The sequence below is a fragment of the Aquimarina sp. AU474 genome (assembly GCF_900312815.1).
Taxonomy (GTDB): Bacteria; Bacteroidota; Bacteroidia; order Flavobacteriales; family Flavobacteriaceae; genus Aquimarina.
The window spans coordinates 118,937-135,228 of the sequence record NZ_OMPE01000003.1; the positions used below are offsets into that span (position 1 = coordinate 118,937).

Annotated in this window: 16 protein-coding genes; 6 read left to right on the plus strand and 10 right to left on the minus strand. The window is 32.6% G+C overall.

The features are described 5' to 3' along the window. Positions 1 to 119: 119 nt before the first annotated feature. Together DK508_RS00855 and DK508_RS00860 are read left to right on the plus strand one after the other, a co-directional pair. Entirely contained in the window at positions 120 to 1,223 is a 1,104-nt protein-coding gene (locus DK508_RS00855; protein ID WP_109298844.1) for a sensor histidine kinase, read from the plus strand. Next, entirely contained in the window at positions 1,220 to 1,939 is a 720-nt protein-coding gene (locus tag DK508_RS00860; RefSeq protein ID WP_109298845.1) for a LytTR family DNA-binding domain-containing protein, read from the plus strand. Before DK508_RS00855 ends, DK508_RS00860 begins: the two co-directional genes overlap by 4 nt. Positions 1,940 to 1,957: 18 nt before the next feature. Here the strand turns inward: DK508_RS00860 and DK508_RS00865 are convergent, their stop codons facing one another. From DK508_RS00865 to recR, 3 genes are all read right to left on the minus strand, one after another. After that, on the minus strand, positions 1,958 to 3,307 hold the full coding sequence (locus tag DK508_RS00865; protein WP_109298846.1) for a dihydrolipoamide acetyltransferase family protein: 1,350 nt from the start codon (positions 3,305 to 3,307) through the stop codon (positions 1,958 to 1,960). Between the two features lie 90 nt (positions 3,308 to 3,397). Further along, the gene (locus DK508_RS00870; RefSeq protein ID WP_109298847.1) at positions 3,398 to 4,525 is read right to left on the minus strand and encodes a glycosyltransferase family 2 protein; all 1,128 of its coding nucleotides are present in this window, start codon (positions 4,523 to 4,525) and stop codon (positions 3,398 to 3,400) included. 27 nt (positions 4,526 to 4,552) lie between these two features. Beyond that, positions 4,553 to 5,173 carry a recombination mediator RecR gene (gene recR / locus DK508_RS00875; RefSeq protein ID WP_109298848.1) on the minus strand — a complete coding sequence of 207 codons (621 nt, stop codon included), beginning with the start codon at positions 5,171 to 5,173 and terminating at the stop codon, positions 4,553 to 4,555. 294 nt (positions 5,174 to 5,467) lie between these two features. Here recR and DK508_RS00880 point away from each other — a divergent pair, with 294 nt between their 5' ends. From DK508_RS00880 to secA, 3 genes are all read left to right on the plus strand, one after another. Then, complete coding sequence (locus DK508_RS00880) at positions 5,468 to 6,043, plus strand: cob(I)yrinic acid a,c-diamide adenosyltransferase (RefSeq protein WP_109298849.1); 576 nt, start codon at positions 5,468 to 5,470, stop codon at positions 6,041 to 6,043. A 138-nt stretch (positions 6,044 to 6,181) separates the two neighbouring features. Continuing rightward, the gene (locus DK508_RS00885) at positions 6,182 to 6,403 is read left to right on the plus strand and encodes a DUF2795 domain-containing protein (RefSeq protein WP_008272287.1); all 222 of its coding nucleotides are present in this window, start codon (positions 6,182 to 6,184) and stop codon (positions 6,401 to 6,403) included. Positions 6,404 to 6,636: 233 nt separating this feature from the next. Further along, positions 6,637 to 9,993 (plus strand): preprotein translocase subunit SecA, encoded by a 3,357-nt coding sequence (secA, locus tag DK508_RS00890; protein WP_109298850.1) that lies wholly within the window; start codon positions 6,637 to 6,639, stop codon positions 9,991 to 9,993. Positions 9,994 to 10,069: 76 nt separating this feature from the next. Here secA and DK508_RS00895 read toward each other — a convergent pair whose 3' ends face one another. The 6 genes from DK508_RS00895 to DK508_RS00920 all read right to left on the minus strand — a co-directional run bounded on the left by DK508_RS00895 (position 10,070) and on the right by DK508_RS00920 (position 14,381). Then, entirely contained in the window at positions 10,070 to 10,678 is a 609-nt protein-coding gene (locus DK508_RS00895; RefSeq protein WP_109298851.1) for a hypothetical protein, read from the minus strand. After that, on the minus strand, positions 10,675 to 11,013 hold the full coding sequence (locus DK508_RS00900) for a PadR family transcriptional regulator (RefSeq protein ID WP_109298852.1): 339 nt from the start codon (positions 11,011 to 11,013) through the stop codon (positions 10,675 to 10,677). Before DK508_RS00900 ends, DK508_RS00895 begins: the two co-directional genes overlap by 4 nt. Positions 11,014 to 11,185: 172 nt before the next feature. Further along, positions 11,186 to 11,878, minus strand: a complete 693-nt coding sequence (locus DK508_RS00905) for a peptidoglycan DD-metalloendopeptidase family protein (protein ID WP_109298853.1) — start codon at positions 11,876 to 11,878, stop codon at positions 11,186 to 11,188. 62 nt (positions 11,879 to 11,940) lie between these two features. Continuing rightward, on the minus strand, positions 11,941 to 13,269 hold the full coding sequence (locus DK508_RS00910) for an NAD(P)/FAD-dependent oxidoreductase (RefSeq protein WP_109298854.1): 1,329 nt from the start codon (positions 13,267 to 13,269) through the stop codon (positions 11,941 to 11,943). A gap of 94 nt (positions 13,270 to 13,363) precedes the next feature. After that, positions 13,364 to 13,762 (minus strand): hypothetical protein, encoded by a 399-nt coding sequence (locus tag DK508_RS00915; protein ID WP_109298855.1) that lies wholly within the window; start codon positions 13,760 to 13,762, stop codon positions 13,364 to 13,366. After that, entirely contained in the window at positions 13,746 to 14,381 is a 636-nt protein-coding gene (locus DK508_RS00920) for an RNA polymerase sigma factor (RefSeq protein WP_235016237.1), read from the minus strand. The genes DK508_RS00915 and DK508_RS00920 overlap by 17 nt, the downstream gene beginning before the upstream one ends. Positions 14,382 to 14,481: 100 nt before the next feature. Here DK508_RS00920 and DK508_RS00925 point away from each other — a divergent pair, with 100 nt between their 5' ends. Continuing rightward, positions 14,482 to 14,832, plus strand: coding sequence for a DUF6249 domain-containing protein (locus DK508_RS00925; protein WP_109298856.1), 351 nt, complete (start codon positions 14,482 to 14,484; stop codon positions 14,830 to 14,832). 466 nt (positions 14,833 to 15,298) lie between these two features. Here DK508_RS00925 and DK508_RS00930 read toward each other — a convergent pair whose 3' ends face one another. Then, entirely contained in the window at positions 15,299 to 15,937 is a 639-nt protein-coding gene (locus DK508_RS00930) for a hypothetical protein (protein WP_109298857.1), read from the minus strand. Positions 15,938 to 16,292 lie beyond the last annotated feature (355 nt).

Sequence of the window (16,292 nt, forward strand, 5' to 3'; positions counted from 1 at the left end):
AAAAACGACCAATTGATGTATATACATGCTGGATATAACCAATAAGCTATCTATATCTAATTGAAAGGTTAAATCCATGAATTGAGATGGAGAAACTACTAATTCGTCGATATTAAAAAATGACAAGTGTTTTTTCTTTATTTTCGGTCATAATGGAAGGAAAAACTAACTTTTTAGATCGAGTATCTCAAAATCGTACGTTAACTCATATTTTATTTTGGGTAATAGTCGTATTAATTGCTCCGATAACTTCTGATGACACTATAACTGAAATCCGAGAAGCTTTTATTTTTAGAATTGTTGCATTGCCCATAAAAATGATAGCTACATACTTTTTTATATACTATCAAATCCCTAAATTTTGGCAACGGAAAAAATATTTCAAATTTACTTTTTCCTTTATCCTTACCGCCGTTGTATTCAGCATTTTGTATCGAATCAATAATATATATGTCGCCGAAACATTAGCCGGATCAACTGCACCCAAAGAGTCTATTGGGCAAATAATTTATGAATTCGAATATACTTTCTTTGGATACTTTTTTAGGGTATACTACTACACTATCTTATTCATTATAGTTAAAACCTTTAAAGATCATTCGGTAAAAAAACGTCAAATAGAAATATTAGAAAAAGAAAAAACAGTTACCGAACTTAATTATCTAAAAGCACAAATACATCCTCATTTCTTATTCAACACACTTAATAATCTCTATGCATTAACACTGGATAAATCAGACCATGCCCCTGAAGTTGTAGCTAAATTATCAGAAATGCTAGATTATATGCTCTATCAATGTAATGAACCCAAGGTATTAGTTAGAAAAGAAATAGAATTATTAAATCATTATGTTGACTTAGAGAAATTACGTTACGGAGATCGATTACAATTAACTTTTGAATCTAATATAGATGATTCGCAAGTTGTAATTGCTCCTTTAATATTAATTTCTATCATTGAAAATGCTTTTAAGCACGGGGTAAGTAGTATTGTAGAATCTGCTATTGTTAAAATATCACTAGAGGTAAAACAAAACATTTTGTATTTTAATGTATTTAATACAAAAGCAAGTGTACCACAAAGTGATGAAATGGATTATAAAAAGGGAATAGGAGTAAGCAATATTAAGCGTCAGTTAGAATTGGTGTATACCAATCAATACGACTTAGATATAATTGAAGAATCAAAATCCTACCAAGTCAATCTTAAGATTAAATTATGAATAAAAACATCAATTGTCTAGTTGTAGATGATGAACCTCTTGCTGTTGGTTTATTAGAAAAGCACATTAAGCGATTTTCTCAATTAAACCTTGTTGCAACTTCATGGAATGCTCTGGAAGCTTTTGAAGTTTTAAAAACCCAATCTATTGACTTAATTTTTTTAGATATTCAGATGCCAGGGCTTAGTGGTATCGAATTTGTGAAATCGCTTCAGCATCCACCTAGTGTTATATTCACAACAGCATATAGGGATTATGCTGTAGAAAGCTACGAATTAGATGTTGTAGATTATCTAGTTAAGCCGATTACTCTGGATCGTTTTTTTAAATCTATCAATAAATATTTTGATAAACTAGAACACACTCCTATTACTTATAATGAGCCTAAGAAAATTGAGAGTATAGATGAATCTTTCATATATGTAAACACCAATCGAAAATACGTAAAAGTGCTATTTGAAGAAATATTGTTTGTAGAAAGCCTCAAAGATTATATACGAATACAAACCAATGATCAAAAAATCACAACTAAGGACAAAATTAGCCTATTCGAAAAAAAGCTGCCTAATTATTTTTTAAGAGTTCATCGCTCATACATTATAAACTCAAAAAAAATTAAAGCATACACTTCTCACGATATTGAAATCGCTGGTACCGAAATCCCAATTGGGATTTCATACAAAAAACAAATAATGGCTTTTTTACAAAGCAATTAGTCGATTGATTTTCCCGATCTAGAATTCCCTATTAACATCAAAAGCTTCTAGGTAATCTTTTACGCGTTGTACAAACTGTCCCCCTAAGGCTCCATTAACAACTCTATGATCATAAGAATGTGATAAAAACATCTTATATCGGATACCAATAAAATCTCCATCAGGAGTTTCAATTACTGCTGGTACTTTTCTAATTGCACCAAGAGCAAGAATTGCTACTTGAGGTTGATTTATGATCGGTGTACCCATAATACTTCCAAAAGTACCCACATTAGTTACTGTATAAGTACCTCCTTGAATATCATCAGGTTTTAACGCATTGCTACGAGCACGTCCTGCCAAATCATTAACTGCTTTAGTCATACCCACCAGGTTTAACTGATCAGCATTTTTAATTACAGGAACTATAAGATTACCATCTGGTAATGCCGCAGCCATACCAAGATTAATATTTTTCTTTTTTATAATCGTATCTCCAGATATAGAAATATTAATCATAGGAAAATCCCTAATAGCTTTGGCAACTGCTTCCATGAAGATAGGAGTAAATGTAAGGTTCTCTCCTTCTCTTTTCATAAAATCGCCTTTCACTTTCTTTCTCCAATTCCAGATATTGGTAACATCTGCTTCAATAAAAGATTGTACATGAGCCGATGTTTGAACAGATTCAACCATATGATGCGCTATGAGTTTACCCATTCTTGTCATCTCTATAATTTCATCATCCCCAGAAGCTACAACTGGTGCTGCTTTTGGAGTTTCTTTTTTCTTAGTTACTGCTGCAGGCGTAGCTTTTACTTCTTTCGTAGCTGATGATGCAACTGGCGTACTTGCAACTTTACCATTTTTCCGATCTTCTACATATTGCAGAATGTCATTTTTGGTAACACGTCCATCTTTTCCGGTACCCGCTATAGCCTCAAGTTCGGCAAGCGAAATACCTTCTTCTGTTGCAATATTTTTAACTAGTGGAGAATAAAACTTACTCCCTTCAGAAAAATCAACAGCCCCACCCGATCTTACATCTGCAGTTTCTGCTATTTGCGTTTCTATAACTACAGCTTCCTTTGGAGTTTCGGTAGTTTCTACTACTGTAGCCTCTTCACCGGTACTAGGATCTCCTTCACCTTCGGTTTCAATAACAGCAATAGTTTGACCAACTTGTACTACATCATCTACTTCAAAAAGCTTTTCTAAAAGTACACCCTCTACTTCACTAGGTACTTCACTATCCACCTTATCAGTTGCAATTTCTACAACCGCATCATCTAGTTCTATAGTATCTCCAACTTCTTTCAACCAAGTTGTTATTGTTGCTTCTGCAACACTCTCACCCATTTTTGGAAGTTTTAGCTCAAATTTTGCCATATCCGTAATCCAAAGTGTTTATTAGTTATATTTTTTGCGAATTTAATTAAAAATAAGCTGTAAAATTAGTTTTTCTTTATTAAAGTTTATTTAAAACATTAATACTTCACCTTTTCCATCACTAAAATTACTGCCTATTATATAATTACATTTTTTAGGTCGAATCTTGAAAGATACATTCTTCTTTTTCAAAAACTGCATTTGTTCAATAATTTCGTCAAAAGTCATAAAATCGTTATCAAAGATAATCTCGATATTTTTATCTCCCAAATCTTCTTTTCGGATTGTTGTAATCATTTTTACATCTGGGAGTCCAATTTTTGTAATTTGACGATATAATGTTTCATTTTCAGTAATTAAATAATAAGCATTTATTTTTCTTTTTTCTTTGCTGAAATTCTTAAAAGATTGAATCATAGAGATAAAACGAATCCCAGCAGAAATTATAATATCCAAAACAATATTACTTTTGAAGTGTTTTTTATAAAACAATCTCATACCAGTATAAAAACGTCTCACAAAAATTGCATTACGATCAGTACTTTCTCCCCGGTAATGTACGGCTACAATATTACCGATATAATAATTTTGCAACCCCTTCTTTTTTATTTTATACGATAAATCAATGTCTTCTCCATATATAAAATAATCCTCATCAAAACCTCCAACACTATCAAATAGTTCTTTTTTGACTAAAATAAACGCTCCAACTAACACATCTACATCTCCTATACCAGTGTCGGGAATATGATAAGCATAATAACTTTTTACATTACCCAGATTTAATCTAAAAAACCTTCTAAAGGAAGTTAAGGGTGATGGAATATTGCGTTTACTTTCTTCAAGAAAATTCCCCGTTCCACTTATTAGTCTCGGCCCCAATAATCCTACGTTAGGTAATTCTTTTGCTTGATTAAGTAATCTTATAAATGTATCTGCGGCTATAATAGTATCTGGATTTAGAAAACAAACATACAACCCCTTGGCTACAGCAACACCCTGATTATTGGCCTTAGAAAAACCTTCATTTATTTTATTTTCAATAAGTATAATATCTGGGAAATCATCCTTAATCATCTTACAACTATCGTCTGTTGAGTTATTATCAACAACAATAATTTCTGAATTTATTGGCAAAGTTGCCGCCTTAAGGCTAAGCACACATTGTTCTAAAAAATAGCGAACATTAAAACTTACTATGACAATGGACAGTTTCAGAAAATTGACTCTTGCATTTAATTAATTTTAGGAGTTTTTTAATGCATTCTCAAAAGGAATTCTATTCATTATGCTTCTCCCCAAGGTAACCTCATCAGCATACTCCAGCTCGTCATTTACACCTATCCCTCTAGCAATAGTCGATGTTTTAACCTCTATCCCATTTAACTGTCTATACATGTAAAAGTTAGTGGTATCTCCCTCCATAGTGGCACTTAAAGCAAAAATTAGTTCTTTCACTTCTCCTGATTTAACTTTTTCAATCAAAGAATTAATATGTAGATCTTGAGGCCCAATCCCATCAAGAGGACTTATTTTACCCCCCAATACGTGATATAAACCTCTATATTGCCCTGTACTTTCGATAGCCATAACATCTCTTATATCCTCTACTACACAGATAATTTCTTGATTACGGTTAACATTACTACATATATCACAAATATCTACATCACTAATACTATGACACTTTTTACAAAATTTAATTTCTTGTCGTAACGTACCTAAAGCTGTAACCAAATGAGCTGTTTGAGTTTCTGGTTGTCTAAGTAAATGAAGTACTAATCGTAATGCTGTACGTTTTCCGATACCTGGCAGTTGCGACATTTCATATACTGCGTTTTCTAATAATTTTGAAGAGAATTCCATTTCGCAACAAATTTAATGTTTTTAAAATACATCACTTTGAAAATACCCCATTAATCTTACAACCCAATTAAAAGCAATTTTCTACTTTTACTTTAAAAGTAAAAAATAATGTTTGATTCTCTTTCTGAAGAAACCCAGCTTATATTGATGGTTATCGGAATTGCTATACTATTTGTCCTTGTATCCTGGAACACCAAACGAAACAAGAATAAACTCTATGGGCGTGGAAAACGTAATTTTAAAAACAATTATTTAAAAAAGAAGGAAAAAAACAGCTAGAAACACAAATTACATATGAAAATATATACTAAAACAGGGGATAAAGGCACTACAGCTCTTTTTGGTGGTACTAGAGTTCCTAAACATCATATCCGTATCGATAGCTACGGGACTATTGATGAGTTAAATTCGCATATTGGCTTGATCCGAGATCAAAAAATTGAAGAGATCAATAAAAAAGTTTTAATAAACATACAAGACAAATTATTTACTGTTGGAGCCGTATTAGCTACAGATCCCGAAAAAGCAATTTTAAAAAGTGGACAAAAAAGATTAAATATTCCAACTATTGCAAATGAAGACATCGAGTTACTTGAAAAGGAAATTGATCGAATGAACGAATCACTACCACCAATGACACATTTTGTATTACCTGGTGGGCACCAAACTGTGTCATTCTGTCACATTGCCCGCTGTGTATGCCGAAGAGCCGAGCGTTTGGCCACTGCATTGTATGAAATAGAACCTTTTGAGCCTGCTTCATTACAATATTTAAACCGACTATCTGACTATCTTTTTGTACTGGCACGAAAGTTGTCACACGATTTAAAAGCAGATGAAATTAAGTGGATTCCGACAAAGAATTCTTAACATATTTTATAACTGCAAAATTAATAAGGGAAGTACCCGGAAAATCACGTTCTTATAATTATTGTTTAAATAATTAATTTTTTACTTGACTTTTTAAACTAAAAAATTATTTTTGCAAAAAATTAAACCAGTAAACATATGTATTGGACTTTAGAATTAGCATCTTATTTAAGTGATGCACCTTGGCCAGCTACAAAAGACGAGTTAATAGATTATGCAATTCGTACTGGAGCACCTTTGGAAGTTGTAGAGAATTTACAGGCAATTGAAGATGAGGGAGACTCGTATGACTCTATAGAGGAAATATGGCCTGATTATCCTACAGACGAAGATTATCTTTGGAATGAGGATGAATATTAAAAAAAAATGAAATAGTATTAAAAGTCTCGCAAGAGGCTTTTTTTTTGCGTAAATTACGCCACTTTTCGGGATATTTATATCCCTTGAAAGTATTGTATAATATAGGCATTTAGGCCCTGAGATGACAATAGATTCCAAGTTTTGGAACCTTACAAGAATATCTACGTATAGTCTGATATTCAGTTTGTTTCATATTGAAATTAAGATCTCATTAAACACACACACCATAAATTATGGGAATTTTAGATTCTGTATTAAAAGTATTTGTTGGAGATAAGTCCAAAAAAGATATAAGTGAGATTCAACCAAAAGTTGAATTGATAAAACGAGCAGAAAAGGAAGTTGAAAACCTTTCGAATGATGAATTGCGAGCTAAAACGGAATTCTTTAAAAATGAAATAAACGAAGCTCGTAAGGAAATTAACACCAAAATCGAGAATCTTAAAGAAGAGGCTGATGCTACAGAGGATATCGATAGAAAGGAAGATATCTATGCTGAAATCGACAAACTGAAAGAAGAAGCATACGAGACCACAGAAAAGGCCTTAAACGATATTTTACCTGAAGCTTTTGCCGTAGTTAAAGAAACGGCAAAGCGTTTTACCCATAATGATGCTATCGAAGTTACTGCTTCTACCTATGACAGAGAACTTTCTGGATCCAAAGATTATATCACTTTAGACAATGATAAAGCAATTTGGGCTACGAGCTGGGATGCTGCTGGTAAAGAAGTGAAATGGGATATGATCCATTATGATGTGCAGCTAATTGGTGGTGTTGCGATGCATGAAGGTAAGATCGCAGAGATGCAAACTGGGGAAGGTAAAACATTGGTAGCAACTCTTCCTGTATATCTAAACGCATTATCAGGAAATGGAGTACACCTTGTAACGGTAAACGATTATCTTGCCCGTCGTGATAGCGAATGGATGGCTCCTATTTTTCAGTTTCATGGATTAACTGTAGAATGTATTGATAACCACAGGCCAAATTCTGCAGAGCGAAGAGCAGCATATAATGCCGATATCACCTACGGAACTAATAATGAATTTGGATTTGATTATCTACGTGATAACATGTCTCATTCTCCCGAGGACCTTGTACAACGCCCACATAACTATGCTATAATTGATGAAGTAGATTCAGTATTAATTGATGATGCGCGTACTCCTTTAATTATTTCTGGACCAATCCCTAAAGGTGATATTCATGAGTTTGATGAATTAAAACCTAAGATTGCAGATATTGTAACGGTACAGCAAAAATTTCTTACCACTGTATTAGCTGAAGCTAAAAAACTCATTAAAGAAGGAGATAATAAAGAAGGTGGGTTTAAATTACTACAGGTATATCGTGGTATTCCCAAAAATAAAGCATTAATCAAGTTTTTAAGTGAAGAAGGTGTAAAGCTTTTACTTCAAAAAACTGAGAATTTCTATATGCAGGATAACAATCGTGAAATGCACAAGATCGATGCAGACCTGTATTATGTAATAGAAGAAAAAAACAATCAGATTGATCTTACCGATAAAGGTGTTGAATATCTTTCGGGTAAAGAAAATCCAGATTTCTTTGTATTACCTCAAATCGGAATGGAGATTGCTAAAATTGAAAAATTAGAATTATCCAAAGAAGAGGAAGCTGAAAAGAAAGAAGACTTATTTAGAGATTATAGTGTAAAAAGTGAACGTATTCATACTTTACGACAGTTACTAAAAGCATATTCATTATTTGAAAAGGATGTTGAGTACGTAGTAATGGATAACAAGGTGAAAATTGTAGATGAGCAAACTGGTCGTATCATGGATGGCCGTCGTTACAGTGATGGACTTCATCAAGCGATTGAAGCCAAAGAAAATGTAAAGATCGAAGATGCCACTCAGACTTTTGCCACAGTTACTCTTCAGAACTATTTCCGTATGTACGGAAAATTATCTGGTATGACAGGTACCGCAGTTACAGAAGCTGGCGAGCTTTGGGAAATTTATAAGTTAGATGTAGTTGAAATACCAACCAATCGACCGATTGCTCGAAAGGATATGGAAGATTTGGTATATAAAACCAAACGTGAAAAGTATAATGCAGTTATTGATCAAGTTACCGAATTATCTCAAGCAGGTAGACCTGTACTTATTGGTACAACCTCTGTAGAAATTTCTGAATTATTAGGGCGAATGTTAACCATTCGTAAAGTACCGCACAATGTATTGAATGCAAAATTGCATAAAAAAGAAGCTGATATTGTTGCCGAAGCGGGTAATCCCGGTATCGTAACTATTGCAACCAATATGGCGGGTCGTGGTACAGATATTAAATTAACCGACGAGGTAAAAGCCGCAGGTGGTCTTGCTATTGTTGGTACAGAGCGTCATGATTCTCGTCGTGTAGATAGACAGTTACGTGGTCGTGCCGGTCGACAAGGAGATCCAGGTAGTTCTCAATTTTACGTATCTCTAGAGGATAACCTTATGCGATTATTTGGATCTGAACGTATCGCAAAAATGATGGATAGAATGGGATTACAAGAAGGCGAAGTAATTCAACATTCTATGATCTCAAAATCGATCGAAAGAGCTCAGAAAAAAGTTGAAGAAAATAACTTTGGTGTTCGTAAGCGATTACTAGAATATGATGATGTGATGAACGCTCAACGTGAAGTTGTATACAAACGTCGTTATCATGCTTTATTTGGGGAACGTTTGCGTGTTGATTTGGCCAATATGATCTATGACACTTCTGAAGTGATCACCGAAAGCAATAAAGTTGCTCAAGATTTCAAAAATTTTGAATTTGAACTTATTCGTTATTTCTCAATGAGCAGCCCAATTAGTGCTGATGAGTTTGAGAAAATGGATTCGCAAAAAATTGCAGGAGAAATTTATAAAGCTGCTTATGAGCATTATCAGGATAAAATGAAACGAAATGCTGAAATGGCATATCCTGTAATCAAACAAGTATATGAAGATCCATCTAGTAAATACGAGAGAATCCTTGTTCCTTTTACAGATGGTGTTAAGAGTTTAAATGTAGCTACAGATCTTCAAAAAGCATATGAGTCTAAGGGGAAACAATTGATCACTGATTTTGAAAAAAATATTACCCTTGCCATTATCGATGACGCTTGGAAAACGCATCTTCGTAAGATGGATGAATTAAAGCAAAGTGTGCAGCTTGCTGTTCACGAGCAAAAAGATCCATTATTGATCTATAAATTTGAAGCTTTTGAATTGTTCAAATCTATGATCGAAGAAGTAAATAAAGATGTAATTTCATTCTTATTTAAAGGAGAATTACCTACAGGTAATACTCAAGATATTTCTGAAGCTCGTCAAGTTAGACGAAAAGAAAACTTAGAAACTTCTAAAGAAGAAATACCCAATATGGATGAGCGTGCTGCACAAAATAGAGCTGCAGGGCAAACACAACAAAGACCACAAGTAACCGAGACCATAATTCGTGAACAACCAAAAATTGGAAGAAACGATAGAGTTACTATCAAACATGTTATGAGTGGAGAAAATAAAACGATGAAATACAAGCAAGCAATCCCATTAATTGAAAAAGGAGAATGGGTACTAGTAAATGAATAAAATTAATTACATACTGATTTAAAAAAAGCCTGAAGTATACTTTCAGGCTTTTTTATTTCTGCTTATTTATATTTATTTACGTTATTGATTTTTTATACATTGTAAAGAATAAAAAGGGTAGAAAACCAATTGCAAAAATAAAAGCCCCAGTCAACAGTAATATTTCGGCTCCTGGCCAATGCATAAATTTAAACAATCCAGATAATCCAACAATAATACCCGAGACACATCCTAAAATAATCTTTAATCTCTCGGAAAGTGCTTTTGCGATAGCAACCTTATATTTATCAAAAGTTAACATCGGCACAAATACCAGAAGTAATAAAAGAAATCCAATTGTAAAAAACTTATTAGCACCAGGGTACCATAACAACTTAAATGTCACCCCTATCGTTAGGGTTAACGCCCCCACAAATCCAATTAAATACATAAACTTTTTCATGATAATTATTCGTTTTGAGTTTAATAAAAATAATGTTTTACGTTCTACGTTGATTAAACCATTTGGCGCTAATTCCTGTATAGCATTTTCTAATGATTCATCAAATAACTTTCCTTGATTTAGTTCGCTCTCTACCACACAACACAAATGATCCAAAATATCATCACGTAGAGATTTTAATTTCAATCCCTGAGTATCTACAAATTCAACAATCCTGCTTTCTTGTTCTTCGGTTAATTTCATGATATTCTCAGTTGCGGAAAAATAACTTTGTTTATAGTTTCTATAAAATCTTTTAGCTCTTCAATATTTAACACTTTCTCCTTTTCTCCCTGAGATGTTAATACGTAATATTTCCTTACCCTTTTACCTATATACTCTTCTTCACAAGTAAGTAAGCCGTCTTTTTTCATTTTTTGAAGGGCGGGATACAAGGAGCCATCCTTCAATAAAATTTTCCCATCAGAGCGTTCTTTGACCTGTTGAAAGATCTCATAACCATACATTCTCCCCTTTTCTGCCAATAAATTCAAGATAATTACAGACAATGTTCCTTTAAGTAGTTCTTTTGAATACATAGATCAAATATACATAAAAATACAATACATCATAATACGAGGTATTAAATTTTCATATATCCCTACATACTGATCAAGGTATTAGACTCATAAAGTATAATCAATAAAAAATATTTACCCTAAAGAAGAAAGACATATACTACACAGCGATAGTCTATCATTGAGCTTATAGTTACTCTATTTTTAGTAACAAAGATGGATCTGGGCAGTTTCGTAGATAAAACTCTAAATCCTTTTTATTTGACACACCTGGATAATCTCCAAAATACCCCTGCATATCTAGTATAACTTGAAAATGTAAATGAGGAGCATAATCTCCATTAACAGATGCATCTCCCAAATAAGCTATTACATCACCTGCTTTTACGGCTTGACCAATAATCAACTTCTCAATTGACGGTAAGCTCAAATGCCCATATAAAGTAAAAAACTGTATTCCTTTACATTCATGTTCAAGAATAATAGTTGGCCCATAATCACCAAAATTAGTATTGTTTTTAAAGCTATGTACTTTTCCATCCAATGGTGCTAATATTTCGGTACCAGCATTACACCATATGTCTATTCCCAAATGAATATTACGTTCTGTCTCTGGGTTTTCTTGATTAAAATGAGTACTTCTTCGATAAATTCCTCTTACTTCATTATACCCTCCGTATGCGACCTTAGCTTCATTTATTTTGACATATTCACTAATATAATCCTCAAACTCTACAGAAGAAGAAACATTAACTGAATCCAGCGCTGTATTAGTTTCGGATAAATCTATGGCGACATAATCTTCTTTCAAGAATATTGCAGAAACAACAGGTGTAAAATTTTGAGATAAACTATGTATAAAATTCGGGAGATTATGGGTATTCATAAGAGAAAATAAGTATTATAAATTAAATAGAAAAAGTATCAGAGAATATAGCACTCAAAAGCTTACGCACTTTGCGGAATGGTTTTAACCTGTTTAGATTTCCAGTTTTTGGGTAGTTCTCGTAGCAACGATTTTCTAAATGCATGATAATCTACGGTAATGGTATGTCTTGGTGTATTAATTTGTTTGTAATGAGGATGTGTTATTTCTCGTTTACATAATTTTTTAATATTAGCTGGAATTTTCCAATTGCCAGCCAGATGATTGGCCAAAATTTTACTTTGCAATTCTGATCCAGGCCAAATACAACCAAGAGGCTGAAACATTCCTACGAAAAATACATCATGATACTCAGGATGAAACATTTTTAAATATAAAGGTACCGGGCCATCACTATAATCTATAAGTGATTCATCAAAAAATGAATGCTTCAAAATATAGCCAGTACAGGCTATAATTACATCTATATCTTCGGTAGTTCCATCTTTAAAATAAACGGTATTACCATCTAATTTTTCTATATCAACTTTTGGATGCACTTTACCATGTCGTATTTTATACAATAACTCATCATTTATAGTTGGATGTGTTTGACCAAATTTTGTTTTTACCTCTTGTAAGCCATACAATTTGTTTTTACCCAATAATATGTTCAATAAGCGATCATTAAACCAGCTTCTGATTTTAATGGGCAACCATGAAGAGCGTGCTCCTACAATATCTGATGGTAGGCCAAAAAAGAATTTAGGAATAATCCTATAGCCTCTTCTCCAGCTAATACTTGTTTTCTTACTAACTCGACTAGTTTCTACTGCAACATCACACGCAGAATTACCTCCCCCAATAACTAATACTCTTTTATCAGCAAAGGGAGCCGCTTTTTTATAGTTATGAGAATGCATAAATTTACCTTCAAAACTTCCGGGATATTTTGGAATTCTAGGAACAGAATGATGTCCGTTACAAACTACCAAATCTGTAAAAATTTCAGTTCTTTCTATACCATTTTGAACGATAGTAATATGCCATTCATTATCAGCACATCGATTACAACGCTTTACAGAAGTTTTAAATTCTATATAGGAGTAGAGCTCAAAATGTTTTGCATAGGCCTGAAAATATCTTCTAAGCTCATCATGCGAAGGATAATCTGCTACGGTTTTATCAAAATCATCAAAAGTAAAATCTTCGTATTGTGATAATGTTTTGGAGCTTATGATATGTGTGGTATCAAAAACACTTGAATGACTTTCATCTTCAGAATAAATCCAATTACCTCCTACTTCATTATTACGATCATAACAAATAACCTCTACATCTTTATCTATCAAATTTTTAATTGCTGTAATCCCACTCGGACCTGCCCCAATAACACATACTCTTTTTTGCATAAGTTTCTTACCCTAGAATTAAATAGGTATGTAAATTAAAGAATGTAAAGGGTTTTTAAAAATCTTTTATAGAGGTAAAAACTAAAAGAGTTTATTAAAGAGAAAAATTTTGGTCAATTCTTCTTTTGAATACCGGTATCTGAATAAGAAATAATATTGCAAGAAATGATATTCCGTATAAAGTAGTTTTATAAAACGTAAACCCTGCTAAAGGATTTTTGATATCCATATCAAAATTAAAAAAAGACAAGTCTGTATTATCTAAAATTGATTGATTACCGCTAGGATATAAAAACACTCCTATAGTAATACAGGCCATTAGTAAAGCTAATACAAACCATATTTTTTTTGAAATCAATGGCGTATAGACTAAAGGCTTTTCTGGCGTAAGGAGATGTATTTCATTCATCACACTCTTCGAAAAACCTGACGAAGGGTTATGTGCACCTGCTTCTTTAACAATACTCGCTATGTCCTTAAATTGCTCTTCCATTCTTGCTACTAATTTCTGGCGAAACATAATGCTTTAGTATCGAATATAACTTTTTTCTGCTTCGATACAATTTTATTTTCACATTATCCGCTGTTAAACCTACGATCTCTACAATTTCTTTTACACTTTTTTCTTCAAAATAATACAATGTTACAATAGCCACCTCATCCTCAGGAAGTTTCATAATACTTTCTTCTATGATTTTCTTTCTCTCTTGCGCCTGCAAATATCCTAAAGCATCGGTAACTGATTCAATATCCCCTTCATTTATGTCTTCTATCAATTCTGAGGTCATCATTCGTTTAGATGATTTAATAAAATCTAAACTTTTTCTGTATGCAATAGTGTACAACCATGTCGAAAATTTAGCATCTCCTCTATATTTATTTAGCGATGTATACGCTTTTACAAATGTATCCTGAGCCACTTCTTCTGCCTGCTCTTTATTCTTGATCATTCTATACACTACAGTATACACCAAACCTTGGTGTCGCTCTACAAGAATCGAAAAAGCATTAACTTCTCCCTCAAGAACTTGATTGATATAATATTGATCTGATTGATGGTTCATTTCTCCATAAGACGATACTTTATAGTTATCGGTTACATTAACTGACATAAAAATTACAAAACATTTTTATATTTTTTTGTAACCGCTTTCTCAAACACTTCGTCTTAGTAAGAAAACGAACAGTATTAATCATAAAAAAATTAAAATTATGAGTGGACCAGAAGTTCTAATACCACTAATCTTTTTTGGATGTGTTTTCGGAATTGTATATTTATTTGTGACAGCCCGAAACAAAGAGAGATTAGCTTTAATCGAAAAAGGAGCAGACGCTTCAATTTTTTATAGTAGTAAGGATAAAAAAATGACTCCTGTATGGAAAGTATTTATTCTAAACCTATCTTTATTATTAATGGGTATAGGAGTAGGCATCTTTATCGCAGGAATTTTACACCTTTCGATAGGAGTAGATGAGGATATTGCTTATCCCGGTACTATTTTCTTAATGGCGGGAGTTGGATTATTCACAGGCTTTAATATGACCAAAAATCTAAACAAATAGCGCTTCCAAAACAATTACTTAAAAAAAGCCGATGTAAAACATCGGCTTTTTTTATGGGTTAGATTCTATACGATATCATCTACACTTTGTTTAAGCCATGTATTTACCTACTATTACCTTTAGACTAAACCTAAACACATGTTTCTTTTTCCTTAATGACATTAAAGGTTCTTCTATACAGATAAAAAACCACAATCCTATTTATATATCACAATTTAACCCGCTACGCCTGTACCTATATCTTGGGCATAAGGTATACGTAATCAAAAAAAAACAAATAGTGATTGGTAATCTATTTCAGGATTTTATTGCGGTATTCTAAAAAAAGATAGCGTGCTTCTTTTTAAAATTTGTATCAATATTAGGGTATACTTTTATTTTTACTTGTGAAGACAAATTATTGTATACTAAAAAAACCTATCCGTAACGGATAGGTTTTAGAAATATCAATTGTTATAGTTTGTTCTTACATATCAGCAACTTGATCGTTGTCTAGAAATTTTTCGATTACAACAGAATTCCCATTGCTATCTTCTAAAACATAAACCCCAGCAGGTAATTGACTTAGATCTACAAAATTTGTAGTTTTTGTTAAGATATGTACTGTATTCTTTACTTCAAATAATTTTATTTTATCTCCTTCTTCAAAATCAACAACAGTAACCATATCTCCTTCTCTATTAATCGCTAAAAGGTTTGTTTCTGCATTTTCATAATAATGCATGTACTCTTGTTCAACATCAATCTCTGCAGGAACCATTGTTCTTTTACTATCTAATTCTACAAGAAAATCATTATGTATTGCGTTAATCGCTCCATCTACATTTAACTCTTCTTCAAGACGATCGATGATAACAGATCTTCCTTGATTATTTTCAAGTAAATACGATCCTACTGGTAATTGACTAAGGTCTATTTCACCATGTGTCTTAGATAAGATATGATCTCCAGTTTCTACTTCAAATAATTTTATCTTATCTCCTTCTTCAAAGTCAAGCACTACAACAACAAGACCATCCTTCTCTACTTTTAGAGTTTCATCTTTGTCACTTGCGTAACTGTTAAGAAATAAAAATAAGCTAAAAAAATATGCGATCAATTTCATCTTTCTATGTTTTTACTGTAATGGATTTGTTATTTCCTTCTTACGGTTTAACCATACAATGATATTACTATAATATTGTTAAACAAACTAAAAAACAGACTTTTAGATCAAATGTTTTTGATTTTCGATAAAAGACACAAAAAATGTTAAAATTGAACAAAATATAACTTAACCATTTGATTATTAGTATTTTAAATTGTGTCATGTGTTAAAAACATAGATAAAAGGCCCAATAGGACAGACAAAAGACCACTTCAAACGGTAATTCCTATGATTTATTATACTAAAAATCAAAAAAATATCAGCGCACAAAACACTAAAAAAGCCCCATTGACGGAATCAATGAAGCTTTTTT

Excerpts from the sequence above, each read along its gene's own strand:
- DK508_RS00930 (WP_109298857.1), bottom strand. The coding sequence starts at position 15,937 with ATGAAATTGATCGCATATTTTTTTAGCTTATTTTTATTTCTTAACAGT.
- DK508_RS00920 (WP_235016237.1), bottom strand. The coding sequence starts at position 14,381 with ATGTCAGTTAATGTAACCGATAACTATAAAGTATCGTCTTATGGAGAA.
- DK508_RS00910 (WP_109298854.1), bottom strand. The coding sequence starts at position 13,269 with ATGCAAAAAAGAGTATGTGTTATTGGGGCAGGTCCGAGTGGGATTACA.
- recR (WP_109298848.1), bottom strand. The coding sequence starts at position 5,173 with ATGGAATTCTCTTCAAAATTATTAGAAAACGCAGTATATGAAATGTCG.
- DK508_RS00925 (WP_109298856.1), top strand. The coding sequence starts at position 14,482 with ATGAGTGGACCAGAAGTTCTAATACCACTAATCTTTTTTGGATGTGTT.
- DK508_RS00900 (WP_109298852.1), bottom strand. The coding sequence starts at position 11,013 with ATGTATTCAAAAGAACTACTTAAAGGAACATTGTCTGTAATTATCTTG.
- DK508_RS00885 (WP_008272287.1), top strand. The coding sequence starts at position 6,182 with ATGTATTGGACTTTAGAATTAGCATCTTATTTAAGTGATGCACCTTGG.
- secA (WP_109298850.1), top strand. The coding sequence starts at position 6,637 with ATGGGAATTTTAGATTCTGTATTAAAAGTATTTGTTGGAGATAAGTCC.
- DK508_RS00865 (WP_109298846.1), bottom strand. The coding sequence starts at position 3,307 with ATGGCAAAATTTGAGCTAAAACTTCCAAAAATGGGTGAGAGTGTTGCA.
- DK508_RS00895 (WP_109298851.1), bottom strand. The coding sequence starts at position 10,678 with ATGAAATTAACCGAAGAACAAGAAAGCAGGATTGTTGAATTTGTAGAT.
- DK508_RS00905 (WP_109298853.1), bottom strand. The coding sequence starts at position 11,878 with ATGAATACCCATAATCTCCCGAATTTTATACATAGTTTATCTCAAAAT.
- DK508_RS00855 (WP_109298844.1), top strand. The coding sequence starts at position 120 with ATGACAAGTGTTTTTTCTTTATTTTCGGTCATAATGGAAGGAAAAACT.
- DK508_RS00880 (WP_109298849.1), top strand. The coding sequence starts at position 5,468 with ATGAAAATATATACTAAAACAGGGGATAAAGGCACTACAGCTCTTTTT.
- DK508_RS00915 (WP_109298855.1), bottom strand. The coding sequence starts at position 13,762 with ATGGAAGAGCAATTTAAGGACATAGCGAGTATTGTTAAAGAAGCAGGT.
- DK508_RS00860 (WP_109298845.1), top strand. The coding sequence starts at position 1,220 with ATGAATAAAAACATCAATTGTCTAGTTGTAGATGATGAACCTCTTGCT.